The sequence below is a fragment of the Microbacterium sp. NC79 genome (assembly GCF_019061125.1).
GTDB lineage: Bacteria > Actinomycetota > Actinomycetes > Actinomycetales > Microbacteriaceae > Microbacterium.
The window spans coordinates 531,577-547,196 of the sequence record NZ_JAHQYI010000001.1 but is presented as its reverse complement, the minus strand read 5'-3'; the positions used below and the strand labels follow the sequence as shown (position 1 = coordinate 547,196).

Here is a 15,620-nt window from a genome sequence, read left to right as displayed (position 1 = left end):
TCAGCCTTCTTTCGGCGTGGTCGAGGCGGGGGCGGAACCATCGGTTGCGGTGCCAGAGTCGGAACCACTGCTCGCCTTGGGGCGGAAGCGGAGGGTGCGCCACACTTGGCTGGCGACGACGTCGCCGGCTGCGTCACGATAGGTCTTGGTGGTCGTGACAAAGCGTCCGACGCCGAGGCCCGTGGTCTTTTCGTCGGAGATGGAGTCGACGATTTCGGTGTAGCTCACGCGGTCGCCAGGAACCAGTTCGCGCTCAAACGTGAAGTCTGAGTCGGTTGCGACAACCGAGGTGTAGCCGCACGCGTCGAGCGCGGCGATGAGGTCGGCGAATCCGTCGACGGGTGCCTTTGCGGGGTCAACCGTTGCCGCGTATCCGCGCATGACCCACGCCTGGGTCATGGCGGCCGGCGCGACGACCGTTGCGCGGCCGGTCGCCGCGGCAGCCTCAGCGTCGAGGTGGATGGCCGACGGCATGTTCATGGCCTCAACCCAGTGGCGGATCATCGGAACGTTCACTTCGTCAACGCCGGGGCGGTTGTCGATGAGCGTCGCGCCGACAAACGAGAGCAGGTGCGCGGTTGCGGCGTCAGTGGTTGCGGTTGCGTCAGTCATGTCGGTTATCGCTTTCCGCGGGGCAGGCCGAGAACGCCCGTTGCCACCATGTCACGCAACACGTCGTTGACGCCGCCACCGAACGTGTTGACGATGCCCTGACGCGAGAGCTGCTCGACTTCGCCGTGCATGACATCGAACGGCTCGTTCGGACGAATGGTCGCCTCGGGCCCGAGGATGCGCGACAGCGTGCGCTGCACTTCAATGTGGGTCTCGGTTCCGTACACCTTCGCGGCACCAGCGGCCGCACCGGTGAGTCGGTCTTCCGCGACCGCGTCGACGAGCTGCCAGTTGAGCAGGCGCATCGCTTCCAAGCGTGCGTACAGTCGGGCAAACTCCCGGCGCACCCACGGCTGCTCAATGGTTCCGTTCTCCTGCGCGTGCGCAAGAGCCGTTTCGTACAGCTGAATCGAGCGACCACCGAGCGCGGCAAGCGCGAGACGCTCGTGGTTGAGCTGCGACGTGATGAGCCCCCAGCCGCCGTTGAGCTCGCCGACCAGGTCAGCCTTCGTGGCGACGATGTCTTGGTAGAACGTCGACGTCGTGCTCAGCCCGCTCACCGTGTTGATCGGGGTGACAGAGAAGCCGGGGTCGCTGCACGGCACGATGAAGATGCTGATGCCTTCGTGCTTGCGGACGTCTGGGTCGGTGCGGCACGCGAGCCACACGTAGTCAGAGGTGTCGCCACCGGTCGTGAATACCTTGGAACCATTGATGATCCAGTTGTCGCCGTCGGCAACGGCCTTCGTTGACACGGCCGCGAGGTCGGTGCCTGCGGACGGCTCGGTGTAGCCGATCGCGAAGATGATTTCACCGCGGAGCATGCCGGGCAGGTACTTCTGCTTTTGCTCTTCCGTGCCGAACTTCATCAGCATCGGGCCGACGGTGTTGACGGTCACGAGCGGGAACGGAACGCCTGCGCGCTGCACCTCATCGTAGAAAATGAACTGCTCGTGGTCGCTCATTCCGCGGCCGCCATATTCGGTCGGCCAGCCGACGCCGAGCCAGCCGTCACGGCCGAGCATGCGCACGATTTCGCGGAAGCGCGGGCCGCTGGCACCCTGCGAACCGGCCAGGCGACGCTCGTCGTCGGGCAGCAGTGACGCGAAGTAGCTTCGAAGCTCTTGACGCAGTTGTGTCTGCGCCTCAGTCTCTCTCAGTTGCATCAGTAATCCTCATTGATCGTGCAGCCATATGCGGCCGTCGCCATACGGCTCCGATGCCAAGGCAACCTCAGCGTTGCACGCCCGTCAACGCGTGCTCCCATTGCGTGGCACAAATCGGTGCGGTCGTGTCTGGGTCAGCCACAATCGAGTCACGACGCTCGGTGACGCCCGGGCCGCAATGAGGGAGGACGCCGCATGGCAATGCACCTGCACAACATTGGTCAGCAGTTTCGCGACGGATCATTCACCTGGACGGCCGATGACGCCATGCTGTACGCGGTCGCCGTCGGCGCTGGTGCGACCGATGCTGGCTTGGCGTTCACGACAGAAAACTCCATTGGCGTTGATCCCGCGACGCTGCCGCTGTTCGCTGTCATCCTGTCGGCGCGCGTTGGCGGCCCATCTCTCGCGCGTGCGGGCGATTTTCCGATGAGCTCGGTTCTGCATGTCGGAACCAGGGTGCGTCTCGCCGGGGAACTCCCCCGCTCGGGAGCCGGTTACGGCGTGCGTTCGCTCGCGTCGATCAGCGACACCGGCAAGCACGCCGTGGTGGCGATGGAGACGGCCCTTCATGACGCGGAGACCGACGATGGGCTCGCGACCGTCACCACGACCACTCTCATCCGCGGCGAGGGTGGTTTCGGCGGTGAGGCTCCCGCCCGGACGCCGGAACAACCGCACGAGCAGCCGCACGGCACCCTGAACTACGAGACCCGCCCCGATCAGGCTCTGCTGTACCGCCTGACCGGCGACCGCAACCCCCTGCATTCGGATCCGACGCTCGCGGCCAAGGTTGGCTTTGATCGTCCGATTCTGCACGGACTCGCGACCCTCGGCATCGCGGCCGCTCAACTCCAGCTCCACCACGGCGATACCCGTGCGGTGCGCGAAGTGACTGCCGAGTTCAGCTCTCCCGTGGTTCCGGGCGATGCCCTGCGAACCGAGTACTGGATCTCCCCCGACACCATCCTGTTTCAGGTGTGGGTTGAGGATCGGCTTGTCGTGAAGAACGGAACCATCGGGTACGTGTGACGCGCGGGGCTACTCGGGCGCGCGGCAGCTCGGCGCCATCGTGGACCGTGGGGGCTACAGCTCGATGACGAGCGCGACCTCGACGTCTGTTGCGGTGAACCCCATGCCTTCGTACAGCGTGTTCGCGCCGGTCGGGCTTGACGAGTCAACATCAAGCGTTGCTTTGGCGAGCCCATCAGCACGTGCACGGCGCAAGGCCTCCGCGATCAGTGCGGGCGCGAGCTTGTGTCCGCGACGCTCGCGGACGACGCCGATCAGATCAATGTACGAGGCGCGGTAACCCTGCAGCTCGGTGTCGTCTTCATTGACTGAGCTGAGCGTGAAACCGACAACGTTCGTCGTGCCGCGCTCTACCGCCACCACCGACAGATCAGGGCGGAAGATCTCCCCGGTGACGAAACGCTCCCACTTTTCGGGCGACGTCGGCTGGCTCCCCCAGTGATCCCGGAACGAATTGTTGCGCGCCAGACGCGTCGGCTCGCGCAGCTCAGGTGTCAGGGTGACGATCTCAAACTCATCGGCGATCGCGATGTCAGGAATGTCGGCGGCGAGATCGCGCTCCATGGTGTGGAAGTACCGTTCCACCGTGAACCCGGCGTCGAGCCCCACCGCGATCGCATCGACTGTGCGCTCCTGCGCGTACATCGCGATCCAGGCGGGCAGCGTCTCCTCCCGTGTCGCCAGGTGCTGCAGTGCGCGCGCCTTCGTCCACGTCAGTAGCATGGTTCCGATGCCCTGCGTGCGCACCTCGGGGTGCACAATGCCGTTGGTGTAGACCTGCACGCGGGTGTCGGCGCTGGATGCCGGCATGATGCTCGCAAAAGCCAGCGCGCGACCGGCCGCATCGAACCCGATCAGCGTGTCGACGGCCGCGTCGATCATCGGGCCTTCGAGCAGATCTTCGACCTCTTCGCGCGGCGACGCCCACGACGGGTGATCGACGGCTTCGGCCGCGTGCGTGAGCGTGACGAGCGCCTCGAGGTCGTCGATTGTCGCGGGGCGCACTTCCGCGAGGGCCGCGTGTACGACGACCGGAAGGTCAGTGGGCGCCTGGATGCGCTGCGACAGCGGCTCGAGTTCACTCATGTAGCCAGTTTATCGGCGGCTTGTGCTTGTGCGGGTGCATAGTCGCGCACGGATACGTGTTCTTCTACGGGCACCGTCGGGTGAAAATGCATCGCGAAAACCAAAATGCCTTGCTCATCTGTCACATCAGCCACTCCAGCACCACAATCCGTTGCATTTTGCGGCCGGAGGTGCCCACGAAGACGCGGATCTGGTTCAGGAACTATCGGCTGGCGACCCAGCAGACAGCGGTACTGGTTCCGGAACCACGGCTGGCGACCCACAGGACGCACGCTCTGGTTCCGGAACCACGGCTGGCGAAGTCCGCAGGTACCCGCGCCGGAAAACGCACGAGGCCCTCCTCCCGAAGGAGAAGGGCCTCGTGATGAAGCGAATTACTTCGAGTCGCCCTCAGCTGCTTCCGCAGCTTCGGTCTCGACAGCCTCGACGGGAGCCTCAACGGTCTCCTCGACGGGAGCCTCTACGGTCTCCTCGACGACCTCAGCAGGTGCTTCTTCCTTTGCAGGCTTGGCAGCTGCCTTCTTAGCCGGCTTTGCAGCGGCCTTCTTGGCGACGGGCTCGAGAACGAGCTCGATGACAGCCATGGGAGCGTTGTCGCCCTTGCGGTTGCCGATCTTGGTGATGCGCGTGTAACCACCCGGGCGGTCAGCAACGAGCGGAGCGATCTCAGCGAACAGGACGTGCGTAGCGTCCTGGTTGCGGAGGATGCTCAGCACGCGACGACGTGCGTGCAGGTCGCCGCGCTTAGCGAACGTGACCAGACGCTCAGCGATCGGACGCAGGCGCTTTGCCTTGGTCTCGGTCGTCTGAATCGACTTGTGGGTGAACAGCGCGACGGCGAGGTTTGCAAGCAGCAGACGCTCGTGTGCGGGGCCGCCTCCGAGGCGGGGGCCCTTTGTGGGCTTTGGCATATCTCTTTACTCCAGGGAAATTTCTGAAAAGAAGTCGTGCGACTTAGTCTTCGTAGCCGTCGTAGAAGTGGGCGCCGTCAAAACCGGGCACCGAGTCCTTCAGCGACAGACCAAGCGAGGTGAGCTTGTCGCGAACCTCATCAACCGACTTCTGACCGAAGTTACGGATGTTCATCAGCTGGGTCTCGCTCAGAGCGACAAGCTCCGAGACCGAGTTGATGCCTTCACGCTTCAGGCAGTTGTAGGAACGAACCGACAGGTCGAGGTCTTCGATCGGCATCGACAGCTCGTTGCTGAGAACGGTCTCAACCGGCGCCGGGCCGATCTCGATACCTTCAGCCTCGACGTTCAGCTCGCGAGCGAGACCGAACAGTTCGACGAGCGTACGACCAGCCGATGCAACTGCGTCACGCGGAGCGATCGACGGCTTTGCCTCGACGTCCAGGATCAGCTTGTCGAAGTCGGTACGCTCACCCGCACGGGTAGCGTCGACACGGTAGCTAACCTTGAGAACCGGCGAGTAGATCGAGTCGATCGGAATCTGGCCAGCCTCAGCGAACTCGTTGCGGTTCTGCGTTGCCGAAACGTAGCCACGGCCACGCTCGATCGTCAGTTCCAGCTCGAACTTCGCGGTGTCGTTGAGCGTCGCGATGACCAGCTCGGGGTTGTGCACCTCGACACCGGCCGGAGCCGAGATGTCAGCGGCAGTCACTTCACCCGCACCCGTCTTGCGCAGGTAAGCCGTGATGGGCTCGTCGCGCTCGCTCGAGAGAACCAGCTGCTTGATGTTCAGGATGATCTCGGTGACATCTTCCTTCACACCAGGGATCGTGCTGAACTCGTGCGAAACACCATCGAAACGAACGCTCGTGACCGCTGCGCCCGGGATGGACGAAAGCAGGCTGCGGCGCAGTGCGTTTCCGATGGTGTAACCGAATCCGGGCTCCAGCGGCTCAATAATGAACCGGCTGCGGAACTCCGCGATCTTCTCCTCGGTGAGAGTGGGACGCTGTGCAATAAGCACTATGTGTTCCTTTCAATCAAGTGCCCGCTATATGACACTTGCGGTTGAGGTTTTAAGTTGACCGGCTCGCGCCGGGGATGGGAACCGCGCCAGCCGGGGCTGGCGCGGTAAAAACCATCAGACGCGACGGCGCTTCGGCGGACGGCAACCGTTGTGAGCCTGGGGCGTCACGTCCTGGATCGAACCGACCTCGAGGCCAGCGGCCTGCAGCGAACGGATTGCGGTTTCGCGACCCGAACCCGGGCCCTTGACCATGACGTCAACCTTCTTCACGCCGTGCTCCTGAGCGCCCTTAGCGGCCGCTTCAGCTGCCATACCAGCAGCGTACGGAGTCGACTTACGCGAGCCCTTGAAGCCCACGCCACCCGACGATGCCCAGCTGATAACAGCGCCAGACGGGTCGGTGATCGAAACGATCGTGTTGTTGAAGGTCGACTTGATGTGTGCAACACCGAGTGCGATGTTCTTCTTTTCCTTGCGACGCGGCTTACGCGCAGCAGTCTTAGGTGCAGCCATTGCTCTTTCCTAATCCTTCCGGGCGGCCTAGCGGCCGGCCTTCTTCTTGCCGGCGACGGTCTTCTTGGGACCCTTGCGCGTGCGTGCGTTGGTCTTGGTGCGCTGACCGCGAACCGGAAGGCCGCGACGGTGGCGGATACCTTCGTAGGATCCGACCTCAACCTTGCGGCGGATGTCAGCTGCCACCTCGCGGCGAAGGTCACCCTCCACCTTGTAGGTTGCGTCGATGTAGTCACGGAGCGTGACAAGCTGGTCGTCCGAGAGGTCCTTAACGCGGACCGACTCGTCGATCTCGGTGGCCTTGAGGATCTCGACCGAACGGGTACGGCCGATGCCGTAGATGTACGTGAGGGCGATCACCACGCGCTTATCGCGCGGGATGTCTACGCCGGCAAGACGTGCCATGCGGTTCTCCTGTGGAGTATGTGGAGGTATGGAGCAACATCCATTCCCGAGCCTCCACCCGGGGTGTCCCCCGCGAACGGGTTCCGATGCTACCTATGACAAATATTCAGTTATAAAGCGGAACGAACCGCGCAGGTCTTAGCCCTGGCGCTGCTTGTGACGCGGGTTGCTCTTGCAGATCACCATGACGCGTCCGTGACGACGAATCACACGGCAGTGGTCGCAAATGGGCTTTACTGAGGGGTTAACCTTCATGATTTTCCTGTTTCGCTGTCTTCACCCCGATAACCGAGGTGTTACTTCTCGACCGGCTTAGCGGTAGCGGTATACGATGCGACCACGGGTGAGGTCGTACGGGCTGAGCTCAACGACAACACGGTCTTCGGGGATGATGCGGATGTAGTTCTGCCGCATCTTTCCGGAGATCGTTGCAAGCACCTTGTGACCGTTGGTCAGCTCAACGCGGAACATCGCGTTGGGCAGAGCTTCGGAAATTGTGCCTTCAATCTCGATGACACCGTCTTTTTTAGCCATAGCCTCGCTACCAATGTGCAAACCGGTCGGTCTGCGTGGATGTGAATTCGATACCCGCCTATTCGGACACGCCGAAACAAAGGCACAAGGCACCAAAGATCTATACTAGACGCCGTCAGGGCATCTCAGCAAACCGAGATGGCGCGGATCACCTGTATATTTGGTGAGTTTCGCTGCGCGCGGCATGCGACGCCCCGCGCGATGGCCACTTCGGCGAGCAAGACGGCAAGCCTGCCACTCGTCACGGGCATCGAAACGGAACAATCTGCCTGCGCCACCCAACCTACCGTCCCAGGCATGGTTCCGTCGCGCGGCAGTGCGCCACCCCACGTGACCGCGTCCTGAGAACCAGAGATTGTCGCGAAAACCACACGAATTGGCCAATAATTTCTGGCTGTCGCGACATTCTCTCGCTCTCGCGACAAGCCTACAAGCCGACAAGCCGACAACGACAGCACGGGGCGAACGCAAAGGTGGGGGATGGAAACCCATGCCCCACCCGTTAAGCCGAGAACTCGACCGCGTTACTCGCTCTTCGCAACCGGACCGAACATGTCGGTAAAGAAGGTCGGCGTCAGCGTGCTGAGCTGCGTGTACTCGTCGTTGACCAGAACGGTCGGCGTGTACAGGCCGTTGTCCTGCGGGTTACGCGGCATGTTGTTGCGCGTCTGCTTCGTGACGAAGTCAGCAAAGGTCTGGTCGGTCTGGCACGCCTTGATGTCAACGCCGAGGCCAGAAGCGAGCTCCACAAGACGGTCGTCAGTCAGTCCGCTCGTACCCTCAGACGGCTGCTTAGCGAACAGCGCGTCCATGTAGCTCATCGTGAGTTCTGGCTTCTCGTCAGCAACGCAGTAAAAGGCGTTCGCCGCACGGGTCGAGTACTTCGTTCCCTTCGACGCGTTGTCGAGAATGCTCACGGCGTGGATACCGAGCGAGATCTTGCCATCCTTCGCGAGGTCGCGCAGGTCGCCACCGAAGTTGGTCTCAAAGCTCTTGCAGTTCGGGCACATGAAGTCGACGAAGACAGACACGGTGTCTTCGCCGGTACCGATCGTGACGGCTCCGGTCTCGGTGTCGACAGCCGCCGGGATGTTCTCAGCAGGAAGCTTGTTTGCGGCCTGGTTGCTGAACACAACAACAACCGCGATCGCAACAACTGCAACAACCACACCAATGCTCGTCCAGATGGCGAACCAGTTGGTCTTCTTAACAGGAGGCTTAGCCATGTCTCTTCCTAGCTGATCGGAGTCGGGGTAATACCAAAAGGAGCAAGTCCCGCGGCACCGCCATCGGCAGCCGTCAGTACCCAAATACCATTCTCGTGCACGGCGACACTGTGTTCCCAGTGAGAACCCATAGAGCCGTCGACGGTCGTGACCGTCCACTCGTCGTCTTCCACGAAAGTTGCTTCGGAACCGCTGGTCACCATGGGCTCGATGGCCAGCACGAGACCGGGCTTCACCACCTCGCCACGCTCAGACGTGCGGTAATTGAAAACCGTGGGGGCCTCGTGCATTTTGCGACCGATACCGTGACCGACATATTCGCGCAGAATGCCGAACGTCTTCCCGGTTCGGGAGAACGGGCGAGCCTCAATGTAGTCTTCGATCGCCGCTGAGATCTCACCAATGCGTGAAGCCGAGGCCATCGCAGCGATTCCGGCCCAGAGCGAGCCTTCCGTCACATCCGACAGCTCCTGACGTTCCGCCACCTCTTGCGGGTTCGCGTCTCCGGGAACGATAAACGTTCGAGCCGAGTCGCCGTTCCAACCCTCGAACTGCGCACCACAGTCGATCGACACAATGTCGCCTGCCTGCAGAACTCGTTCTGATGGGATGCCATGTACCACCTGGTCATTGACCGAGGCACAAACGGTGTGGAAGTAGCCAGGAACCAACATGAAGTTGGGCTCCGCACCGCGAAGCCGGATGACGGCTTCGGCAGCAGCGTCAAGCTCAAGCGTCGTGACACCGGGGCGAATCATCTCCGCGACAGCATCCAGGGCTGCCGCGGTGATGAGGCCAGGCTCCACCATCGCCCGCAACTGAGCGGGCGACTTATAGATGGACTTACGAAACACGAGTTATGCGTCGGCAGAAGCGGTCAGGCCGCGAGCTGCCAGAGCAGCGAAAATGCGCTCGGTGATCTCGTCGAGCGAGCCCACACCGTCGATCGTGTCTACGATGCCACGAACGCCATACACCTCGAGGATAGGAGCCGTCTCCTTCTCGTAGATGTCCAGACGCTTCGCGATGGCGTCGGGGGTGTCGTCTTCACGACCCTGTTCCTGAGCGCGCAGCGCAATACGAGCGATCGACTCTTCACGCGGAACCGCGAGCTCAATAACAGCGTCGAGACCTTCGCCGCGGCTGCCGAGGAACTCGTCGAGGTGGGTCACCTGCGCGCGATTGCGCGGGTAGCCATCCAGCAGGAATCCGGTAGCAGCGTCTTCTTGTGACAGACGATCGCGCACCAGGTCACCGGTCAGCTCGTCAGACACGAGATCGCCGCGAGCGGTGATCTCCTGCACCTTCTTGCCGAGCTCGGTGCCGCCCTTGATGTTGGCACGGAAGATGTCGCCCGTCGAGACAACCGGAATGCCGAATGCCTCGGCGATACGGATTCCCTGGGTTCCCTTACCGGAACCTTGGGGGCCGACGATCAGGAAGCGTGCGGATGCAGTGGTCATCGCAGGAGCCCTTCGTAGTGACGCTGTTGCAGCTGTGCATCGATCTGCTTAACGGTCTCAAGACCAACACCGACCATGATCAGGATCGAAGCGCCACCGAACGGGAAGTTCTGGTTTGCGCCGACTGTTGCGAGGGCGATGAACGGGATGAGAGCAACGATGCCGAGGTAGATGGAACCAGGGAAAGTGATGCGCGTCAGCACGTACTCGAGGTACTCAGCGGTGGGGCGGCCTGCCCGGATACCCGGAATGAAGCCGCCGTACTTCTTCATGTTGTCGGCAACCTCAACGGGGTTGAACGTGATGGCCACGTAGAAGTACGTGAAGCCGACGATCAGCAGGAAGTACACAGCCATGTACAGCGGGTGGTCACCCGTCGTGAGGTACTGCGAGATGAACGTTACCCACGGTGCCGGATCTTCGCCGGGAGCGGGCTGGTTGAACTGCGCGATCAACGCGGGGATGTACAGCAGCGAGGACGCGAAGATGACGGGCACAACGCCGGCCATGTTCACCTTGATCGGGATGTACGTGTTTGTGCCACCGACCGTGCGACGCCCAACCATGCGCTTGGCGTACTGCACAGGAATGCGGCGCTGTGACTGCTCAACGAAGACGACGAGCGCCACGATGAGGATGCCGACGAGGATGACGAGCAGGAACGTCTCGAAGCCCTTGGTTGCCCAGATGACGCCCATGGCGCCGGGGAACGTGGCAGCGATCGAGGTGAAGATGAGCAGCGACATGCCGTTACCGATGCCGCGCTCGGTCACGAGTTCTGCGAACCACATGATCAGACCGGTTCCGGCCGTCAGCGTGACGATCATCATCAGCTGGGCGTACCACTCCTGGTTCGTGAGCAGCTCTGCACACGGACCGCCTGCGGTACCGAACAGCTGGCCCGTGCGTGCGACGGTAATAAGCGTCGTCGACTGCAGCAGCGCGAGGGCGATAGTGAGGTAACGCGTGTACTGCGTTAGCTTCGCCTGGCCAGCCTGGCCCTCCTTGTGGAGAGCCTCAAAGTGAGGGATGACCACACGCAATAGCTGCGTGATGATCGTTGCCGTGATGTACGGCATCACACCCAGCGCGAAGATCGACAGCTGGAGCAGGGCTCCGCCGGAGAACATGTTCACGATGGACATGAGGTTAACCGGACCACCCTCACCGGAAGCTCCGGAGTTCTGGGCGATACAGGCTTGAACGTTTACGTAGTCGACGAACGGTGCAGGAACGTGTGCACCGAGTCGATAGATGGCGATGACCGCCAGGGTGAAACCGATCTTCCGACGAAGGTCGGGTGTACGGAAGATCCGCGCGATGGCGCTAAACAAAAGTATTCCTCCTGACGAGCAAGGCGGTGGCAGTGCGGGCGGCCGGAATCCGGAGACTCCGACCGCCCGTCACTCAGCGTAAGCCATAAGGCTTAGGCTACCGAACCACCTGCAGCAACAATCTTCTGCTCAGCCGAGCTCGAGACCTTGTCTACCTGGACATTCAGCTTAACGGTGATGTCGCCGTTACCGAGGACCTTCACCTTTTCGTTCTTGCGAACAGCACCCTTTGCGACCAGGTCAGCAATGGTGACGTCGCCACCGTTGGGGTACAGCTCCGTGAGCTTGTCCAGGTTGACAACCTGGTACTCAACACGGAACGGGTTCTTGAAGCCGCGCAGCTTAGGCGTACGCATGTGGAGCGGCATCTGGCCACCCTCGAACCCAACCTTGACCTGGTAACGAGCCTTCGTACCCTTGGTACCACGGCCAGCCGTCTTACCCTTCGAGCCCTCACCGCGACCGACACGAGTCTTTGCGGTGTGTGCGCCGGGAACCGGGCGGAGGTGGTGAACCTTGAGCACGCCGGGGCGCGAGGCCGGAGCCTCAGCCTTGGCAGCAGGCTTCTTCGCGGCAGGCTTCTTAGCCGCCGTCTTCTTGGCGGGGGCGTCGACCGTTGCTACGGTCTCGTCCTTCTTTTCAGCCATTAGTCGATCTCCTCAACCTTGACGAGGTGAGCAACGGTGCGCACGTAACCGCGCGTCTGGGAGTCATCCGGACGAACGACCGAGTCGCCGATCCGCTTGAGGCCCAGCGAACGCAGCGTGTCGCGCTGGTTCTGCTTTTCGCTCACCTTGGACTTGATCTGGGTCACCTTGAGACGTGCAGCCATCAGGCACCTACCTTTGCTTCCGCAGCAGCCTTAGCCACGCGCGCTTCGATCTTGAGGATCTTGGCGGGAACAACCTGGTCGTAGTCAAGACCACGACGAGCAGCGACGGCGCGCGGCTCTTCCAGCTGCTTCAGGGCGTCAACCGTTGCGTGAACGATGTTGATGGTGTTCGACGATCCGAGCGACTTCGACAGAACGTCGTGGACGCCTGCGCACTCGAGGACGGCGCGAACCGGACCACCGGCGATAACACCGGTACCAGCTGCGGCCGGACGCAGCAGCACAACGCCTGCTGCTGCCTCACCCTGAACCGGGTGCGGGATCGACGATGCTACGCGAGGAACGCGGAAGAAGTTGCGCTTGGCGTCTTCCACACCCTTCGAGATAGCGAGCGGAACTTCGCGTGCCTTGCCGTATCCGACGCCGACAACACCGTTGCCGTCACCGACAACGACAAGAGCGGTGAAGCTAAAGCGACGACCACCCTTGACGACCTTCGAAACGCGGTTGATGGTGACAACGCGCTCGAGGAACTGGCTTTCGGCACGGTCACGCGAACCGCGGTCACGGTTCGGGTTACGCTCGCGACCGCCGCGGCGAGCCTCACGGGGCTCACGCTCGGTCGTCGCCTCGGCAGCGGCAACCTCGGTTGCTGCGGCCTGAGTGACTTCAGTCACTTCGGTCTCCTTGTTTTCGCTCACAGGCTCAACCCTCCCTCGCGGGCGCCGTCTGCAATTGCTGCAACACGGCCGGCGTAGCGGTTACCGCCACGGTCGAACACAACTGCCTCGATACCGGCAGCCTTTGCGCGCTCGGCGAGGATTTCTCCCACCTTGCGTGCCTTTGCGGTCTTGTCACCGTCGTTTGCACGAAGGTCGGTCTCGAGCGTCGATGCCGAAACGAGGGTGTGGCCCTTGCTGTCGTCGACGATCTGGACGAACACGTGACGTGCCGAACGGGTTACAACGAGGCGCGGACGCTCTGCCGTACCAGCGATGTGCTTGCGAAGACGCGCGTGACGACGTGCACGTGCGACTGACTTCGACTTCACAGCCATGGTTACTTACCAGCCTTTCCGGCCTTGCGACGAACGACCTCGCCTGCGTAACGCACACCCTTGCCCTTGTAAGGCTCGGGCTTACGAATCTTGCGGATGTTCGCTGCAGCCTCACCGACGGCCTGCTTCGAGATGCCGGTGACGGTGAGCTTGTTGTTGCCCTCAACCGTGAGCGTGATGCCCTCGGGTGCGTCAACGATGACCGGGTGCGAGAAGCCCAGGGCGAACTCTACCGAGGTGCCCTTCTGAGCAACGCGGTAACCGGTTCCGACGACCTCAAGGCCCTTGGAGTAACCCTCGGTGACGCCAATGATGTCGTTGTGGATGAGGGTGCGGGTCAGTCCGTGCAGCGAACGCGATTCGCGCTCGTCGTCGGGGCGTGAAACCACAACCTGGTTCTCCTCGATCGCGACCTCGATGGGGCTAGCTACGTTGAGAACGAGCTCGCCCTTCGGGCCCTTAACCGAGACTGCCGAGCCGTCGACCGTAACGGTCACTCCGGCCGGGATGCTAATGGGAAGACGTCCGATACGTGACATAAGTAATCACCAAACGTAGGCGAGGACTTCCCCACCTACACCCTTGTTCTCAGCCTGACGGTCCGTAAGCAGACCGGAGGACGTGGACAGAATGGCGATACCGAGGCCACCGAAAACCTTGGGAAGCTCGGTCGACTTCGCGTACACGCGAAGACCGGGCTTCGAAACGCGCTTGATGCCGACGATCGAACGCTCACGGTTCTGGCCGTACTTGAGCGTCAGCGTGAGGTTCTTACCAACGCGTGCGTCAGCGACCTCCCATCCGGCGATGAAACCCTCACGCTTGAGAATTTCGGCGACGTGCGTCTTCAGCTTGCTCGACGGCATGGTCACAGAATCGTGGTGCGCCGAGTTCGCATTGCGCAGACGGGTCAGCATATCTGCGACCGGGTCTGTCATTGTCATGTGTTATTTCCTTTGTTCACCAGGTTTCGACGTCGCGTTACACGCGAGCCGACCTGTGGTGGTGGATACCAAAGATCTATCCTCTCATGCTGGTTGCCTACGTTGTGACACGTAGGCAACCAGCATGAGTGATCTTCGGCGTTTTAGACCGCGCTAATTACGCCTGAGCGTCGTCAGCGCGGAACGGGAAGCCGAGGTGACGCAGCAGAGCGCGACCCTCGTCGTCCGTCTTCGCCGTCGTCACGACAGTGATGTCGAAACCACGAACGCGGTCGATCTTGTCCTGGTCGATCTCGTGGAAGACCGACTGCTCCTGCAGACCGAACGTGTAGTTACCGTTGCCGTCGAACTGCTTGCCCGAGAGACCGCGGAAGTCGCGGATACGGGGCAGTGCGAGCGAAACCAGGCGGTCGACAAATTCCCATGCACGGTCGCCACGAAGCGTGACGTGTGCACCAATTGCCTGGCCCTCGCGCAGCTTGAACTGTGCGATGGACTTCTTTGCCTTGGTGACGATCGGCTTCTGACCGGTGATAGCGGTCAGGTCGGCGACAGCACCATCGATGACCTTAGAGTCACGAGCTGCTTCACCAACACCGGTGTTTACGACAACCTTGACCAGGCCGGGGATCTGCATGACGTTTTCGTAACCGAACTCGTCCTGCATCGCCTTCTTGATCTCGGCGTTGTACTTCTGCTTGAGGCGCGGCTGGATCTTGCCAGCAGTCGCAGCAGTTGCGTTGCTCATCAGAGGTCCTTACCGCTCTTCTTTGCGAAACGCACGCGAACCGTGCGCTTGACGCCATCCTTCGTCTGCTCCTCAACGCGGTGACCAACCTTGGTGGTCTTCTTCGTCGAGGGGTCAACGAGGGCAACGTTCGAAATGTGAATGGGTGCTTCCATCGTTTCGATGCCACCGGTCTTGGTGCCGCGCTGCGACTGACCAACACGCGAGTGCTTCGTGATGTAGTTCACGCCTTCGACGATGACGCGGTTCTGCTCAACAAGGACATCGAGGACCTTGCCCTGCTTACCGCGGTCGCCGCCACGCTCGGGCTTAGCGCCCGTGATGACCTGTACGAGGTCACCCTTCTTGATCTTCGCCATGATCAGATAACCTCCGGTGCCAGCGAGACGATCTTCATGAACTTCTTGTCACGAAGCTCGCGACCGACCGGTCCGAAGATGCGGGTGCCGCGGGGCTCCCCGTCGTTCTTCAGGATGACGGCAGCGTTCTCGTCGAACTTGATGTACGAGCCGTCCTGACGGCGCGTCTGCTTCTTCGTGCGGACGATGACAGCCTTGATGACGTCACCCTTCTTCACGTTTCCGCCGGGGATGGCGTCCTTGACCGTAGCGACGATGACGTCACCCAGGCCCGCGAAGCGACGGCCGGAGCCACCGAGTACACGGATCGTGAGCAGTTCCTTCGCACCGGTGTTGTCGGCGACCTTGAGGCGGGATTCAGACTGAATCAT

The 15,620-nt window shown here is 61.7% G+C and carries 24 protein-coding genes; 1 reads left to right on the top strand and 23 read right to left on the bottom strand.

The window, feature by feature from the left end; genetic code table 11:
* Entirely contained in the window at positions 1 to 612 is a 612-nt protein-coding gene (locus tag KTJ77_RS02345; RefSeq protein ID WP_217336906.1) for a MaoC family dehydratase N-terminal domain-containing protein, read from the bottom strand.
* Positions 613 to 617: 5 nt separating this feature from the next.
* Positions 618 to 1,778 carry an acyl-CoA dehydrogenase family protein gene (locus tag KTJ77_RS02340; protein WP_217336905.1) on the bottom strand — a complete coding sequence of 387 codons (1,161 nt, stop codon included), beginning with the start codon at positions 1,776 to 1,778 and terminating at the stop codon, positions 618 to 620.
* Between the two features lie 195 nt (positions 1,779 to 1,973).
* Here KTJ77_RS02340 and KTJ77_RS02335 point away from each other — a divergent pair, with 195 nt between their 5' ends.
* Positions 1,974 to 2,810, top strand: coding sequence for a MaoC/PaaZ C-terminal domain-containing protein (locus KTJ77_RS02335; RefSeq protein ID WP_217336904.1), 837 nt, complete (start codon positions 1,974 to 1,976; stop codon positions 2,808 to 2,810).
* A 54-nt stretch (positions 2,811 to 2,864) separates the two neighbouring features.
* Here the strand turns inward: KTJ77_RS02335 and KTJ77_RS02330 are convergent, their stop codons facing one another.
* The 21 genes from KTJ77_RS02330 to rplN all read right to left on the bottom strand — a co-directional run bounded on the left by KTJ77_RS02330 (position 2,865) and on the right by rplN (position 15,620).
* Positions 2,865 to 3,896, bottom strand: a complete 1,032-nt coding sequence (locus KTJ77_RS02330) for a GNAT family N-acetyltransferase (protein ID WP_217336903.1) — start codon at positions 3,894 to 3,896, stop codon at positions 2,865 to 2,867.
* 202 nt (positions 3,897 to 4,098) lie between these two features.
* Positions 4,099 to 4,227, bottom strand: a complete 129-nt coding sequence (locus KTJ77_RS13540; protein WP_302180710.1) for a hypothetical protein — start codon at positions 4,225 to 4,227, stop codon at positions 4,099 to 4,101.
* Between the two features lie 43 nt (positions 4,228 to 4,270).
* Positions 4,271 to 4,807 carry a 50S ribosomal protein L17 gene (gene rplQ / locus KTJ77_RS02325; protein WP_217336902.1) on the bottom strand — a complete coding sequence of 179 codons (537 nt, stop codon included), beginning with the start codon at positions 4,805 to 4,807 and terminating at the stop codon, positions 4,271 to 4,273.
* Between the two features lie 43 nt (positions 4,808 to 4,850).
* On the bottom strand, positions 4,851 to 5,831 hold the full coding sequence (locus tag KTJ77_RS02320; protein ID WP_217336901.1) for a DNA-directed RNA polymerase subunit alpha: 981 nt from the start codon (positions 5,829 to 5,831) through the stop codon (positions 4,851 to 4,853).
* 117 nt (positions 5,832 to 5,948) lie between these two features.
* Positions 5,949 to 6,347 carry a 30S ribosomal protein S11 gene (gene rpsK / locus KTJ77_RS02315; protein ID WP_217336900.1) on the bottom strand — a complete coding sequence of 133 codons (399 nt, stop codon included), beginning with the start codon at positions 6,345 to 6,347 and terminating at the stop codon, positions 5,949 to 5,951.
* Positions 6,348 to 6,374: 27 nt separating this feature from the next.
* Entirely contained in the window at positions 6,375 to 6,752 is a 378-nt protein-coding gene (gene rpsM, locus KTJ77_RS02310; protein ID WP_217336899.1) for a 30S ribosomal protein S13, read from the bottom strand.
* A gap of 138 nt (positions 6,753 to 6,890) precedes the next feature.
* The gene (rpmJ, locus tag KTJ77_RS02305; protein WP_071644008.1) at positions 6,891 to 7,007 is read right to left on the bottom strand and encodes a 50S ribosomal protein L36; all 117 of its coding nucleotides are present in this window, start codon (positions 7,005 to 7,007) and stop codon (positions 6,891 to 6,893) included.
* 57 nt (positions 7,008 to 7,064) lie between these two features.
* Positions 7,065 to 7,286 carry a translation initiation factor IF-1 gene (gene infA, locus KTJ77_RS02300; protein WP_116648310.1) on the bottom strand — a complete coding sequence of 74 codons (222 nt, stop codon included), beginning with the start codon at positions 7,284 to 7,286 and terminating at the stop codon, positions 7,065 to 7,067.
* Positions 7,287 to 7,810: 524 nt separating this feature from the next.
* Complete coding sequence (locus tag KTJ77_RS02295) at positions 7,811 to 8,512, bottom strand: thioredoxin domain-containing protein (RefSeq protein ID WP_217336898.1); 702 nt, start codon at positions 8,510 to 8,512, stop codon at positions 7,811 to 7,813.
* A gap of 8 nt (positions 8,513 to 8,520) precedes the next feature.
* Complete coding sequence (gene map / locus KTJ77_RS02290) at positions 8,521 to 9,366, bottom strand: type I methionyl aminopeptidase (RefSeq protein ID WP_217336897.1); 846 nt, start codon at positions 9,364 to 9,366, stop codon at positions 8,521 to 8,523.
* A 3-nt stretch (positions 9,367 to 9,369) separates the two neighbouring features.
* Positions 9,370 to 9,975 (bottom strand): adenylate kinase, encoded by a 606-nt coding sequence (locus tag KTJ77_RS02285; protein ID WP_217336896.1) that lies wholly within the window; start codon positions 9,973 to 9,975, stop codon positions 9,370 to 9,372.
* Entirely contained in the window at positions 9,972 to 11,309 is a 1,338-nt protein-coding gene (gene secY, locus KTJ77_RS02280) for a preprotein translocase subunit SecY (protein ID WP_217336895.1), read from the bottom strand. The genes KTJ77_RS02285 and secY overlap by 4 nt, the downstream gene beginning before the upstream one ends.
* A gap of 92 nt (positions 11,310 to 11,401) precedes the next feature.
* Complete coding sequence (gene rplO / locus KTJ77_RS02275) at positions 11,402 to 11,956, bottom strand: 50S ribosomal protein L15 (RefSeq protein WP_217336894.1); 555 nt, start codon at positions 11,954 to 11,956, stop codon at positions 11,402 to 11,404.
* Positions 11,956 to 12,141 carry a 50S ribosomal protein L30 gene (gene rpmD / locus KTJ77_RS02270; RefSeq protein ID WP_147825084.1) on the bottom strand — a complete coding sequence of 62 codons (186 nt, stop codon included), beginning with the start codon at positions 12,139 to 12,141 and terminating at the stop codon, positions 11,956 to 11,958. Before rpmD ends, rplO begins: the two co-directional genes overlap by 1 nt.
* Complete coding sequence (rpsE, locus tag KTJ77_RS13535; RefSeq protein ID WP_367948806.1) at positions 12,141 to 12,818, bottom strand: 30S ribosomal protein S5; 678 nt, start codon at positions 12,816 to 12,818, stop codon at positions 12,141 to 12,143. Before rpsE ends, rpmD begins: the two co-directional genes overlap by 1 nt.
* A gap of 20 nt (positions 12,819 to 12,838) precedes the next feature.
* Positions 12,839 to 13,198, bottom strand: a complete 360-nt coding sequence (gene rplR / locus KTJ77_RS02260) for a 50S ribosomal protein L18 (RefSeq protein ID WP_217336892.1) — start codon at positions 13,196 to 13,198, stop codon at positions 12,839 to 12,841.
* Positions 13,199 to 13,200: 2 nt separating this feature from the next.
* A complete protein-coding gene (gene rplF, locus KTJ77_RS02255; RefSeq protein ID WP_217336891.1) occupies positions 13,201 to 13,737 on the bottom strand; it encodes a 50S ribosomal protein L6 in 537 nt (178 codons plus the stop codon).
* A 6-nt stretch (positions 13,738 to 13,743) separates the two neighbouring features.
* Positions 13,744 to 14,142 carry a 30S ribosomal protein S8 gene (gene rpsH / locus KTJ77_RS02250; RefSeq protein WP_217336890.1) on the bottom strand — a complete coding sequence of 133 codons (399 nt, stop codon included), beginning with the start codon at positions 14,140 to 14,142 and terminating at the stop codon, positions 13,744 to 13,746.
* Between the two features lie 157 nt (positions 14,143 to 14,299).
* Positions 14,300 to 14,890, bottom strand: a complete 591-nt coding sequence (gene rplE / locus KTJ77_RS02245; RefSeq protein WP_217336889.1) for a 50S ribosomal protein L5 — start codon at positions 14,888 to 14,890, stop codon at positions 14,300 to 14,302.
* Positions 14,890 to 15,249 carry a 50S ribosomal protein L24 gene (gene rplX, locus KTJ77_RS02240; RefSeq protein WP_217336888.1) on the bottom strand — a complete coding sequence of 120 codons (360 nt, stop codon included), beginning with the start codon at positions 15,247 to 15,249 and terminating at the stop codon, positions 14,890 to 14,892. Before rplX ends, rplE begins: the two co-directional genes overlap by 1 nt.
* 2 nt (positions 15,250 to 15,251) lie before the next feature.
* On the bottom strand, positions 15,252 to 15,620 hold the full coding sequence (gene rplN / locus KTJ77_RS02235; protein ID WP_217336887.1) for a 50S ribosomal protein L14: 369 nt from the start codon (positions 15,618 to 15,620) through the stop codon (positions 15,252 to 15,254).

Excerpts from the sequence above, each read along its gene's own strand:
- KTJ77_RS02345 (WP_217336906.1), bottom strand. The coding sequence starts at position 612 with ATGACTGACGCAACCGCAACCACTGACGCCGCAACCGCGCACCTGCTC.
- KTJ77_RS02340 (WP_217336905.1), bottom strand. The coding sequence starts at position 1,778 with ATGCAACTGAGAGAGACTGAGGCGCAGACACAACTGCGTCAAGAGCTT.
- KTJ77_RS02335 (WP_217336904.1), top strand. The coding sequence starts at position 1,974 with ATGGCAATGCACCTGCACAACATTGGTCAGCAGTTTCGCGACGGATCA.
- KTJ77_RS02330 (WP_217336903.1), bottom strand. The coding sequence starts at position 3,896 with ATGAGTGAACTCGAGCCGCTGTCGCAGCGCATCCAGGCGCCCACTGAC.
- rplQ (WP_217336902.1), bottom strand. The coding sequence starts at position 4,807 with ATGCCAAAGCCCACAAAGGGCCCCCGCCTCGGAGGCGGCCCCGCACAC.
- rpsK (WP_217336900.1), bottom strand. The coding sequence starts at position 6,347 with ATGGCTGCACCTAAGACTGCTGCGCGTAAGCCGCGTCGCAAGGAAAAG.
- rpsM (WP_217336899.1), bottom strand. The coding sequence starts at position 6,752 with ATGGCACGTCTTGCCGGCGTAGACATCCCGCGCGATAAGCGCGTGGTG.
- rpmJ (WP_071644008.1), bottom strand. The coding sequence starts at position 7,007 with ATGAAGGTTAACCCCTCAGTAAAGCCCATTTGCGACCACTGCCGTGTG.
- infA (WP_116648310.1), bottom strand. The coding sequence starts at position 7,286 with ATGGCTAAAAAAGACGGTGTCATCGAGATTGAAGGCACAATTTCCGAA.
- KTJ77_RS02295 (WP_217336898.1), bottom strand. The coding sequence starts at position 8,512 with ATGGCTAAGCCTCCTGTTAAGAAGACCAACTGGTTCGCCATCTGGACG.
- KTJ77_RS02285 (WP_217336896.1), bottom strand. The coding sequence starts at position 9,975 with ATGACCACTGCATCCGCACGCTTCCTGATCGTCGGCCCCCAAGGTTCC.
- rplO (WP_217336894.1), bottom strand. The coding sequence starts at position 11,956 with ATGGCTGAAAAGAAGGACGAGACCGTAGCAACGGTCGACGCCCCCGCC.
- rpmD (WP_147825084.1), bottom strand. The coding sequence starts at position 12,141 with ATGGCTGCACGTCTCAAGGTGACCCAGATCAAGTCCAAGGTGAGCGAA.
- rplR (WP_217336892.1), bottom strand. The coding sequence starts at position 13,198 with ATGGCTGTGAAGTCGAAGTCAGTCGCACGTGCACGTCGTCACGCGCGT.
- rplF (WP_217336891.1), bottom strand. The coding sequence starts at position 13,737 with ATGTCACGTATCGGACGTCTTCCCATTAGCATCCCGGCCGGAGTGACC.
- rpsH (WP_217336890.1), bottom strand. The coding sequence starts at position 14,142 with ATGACAATGACAGACCCGGTCGCAGATATGCTGACCCGTCTGCGCAAT.
- rplE (WP_217336889.1), bottom strand. The coding sequence starts at position 14,890 with ATGAGCAACGCAACTGCTGCGACTGCTGGCAAGATCCAGCCGCGCCTC.
- rplX (WP_217336888.1), bottom strand. The coding sequence starts at position 15,249 with ATGGCGAAGATCAAGAAGGGTGACCTCGTACAGGTCATCACGGGCGCT.
- rplN (WP_217336887.1), bottom strand. The coding sequence starts at position 15,620 with ATGATTCAGTCTGAATCCCGCCTCAAGGTCGCCGACAACACCGGTGCG.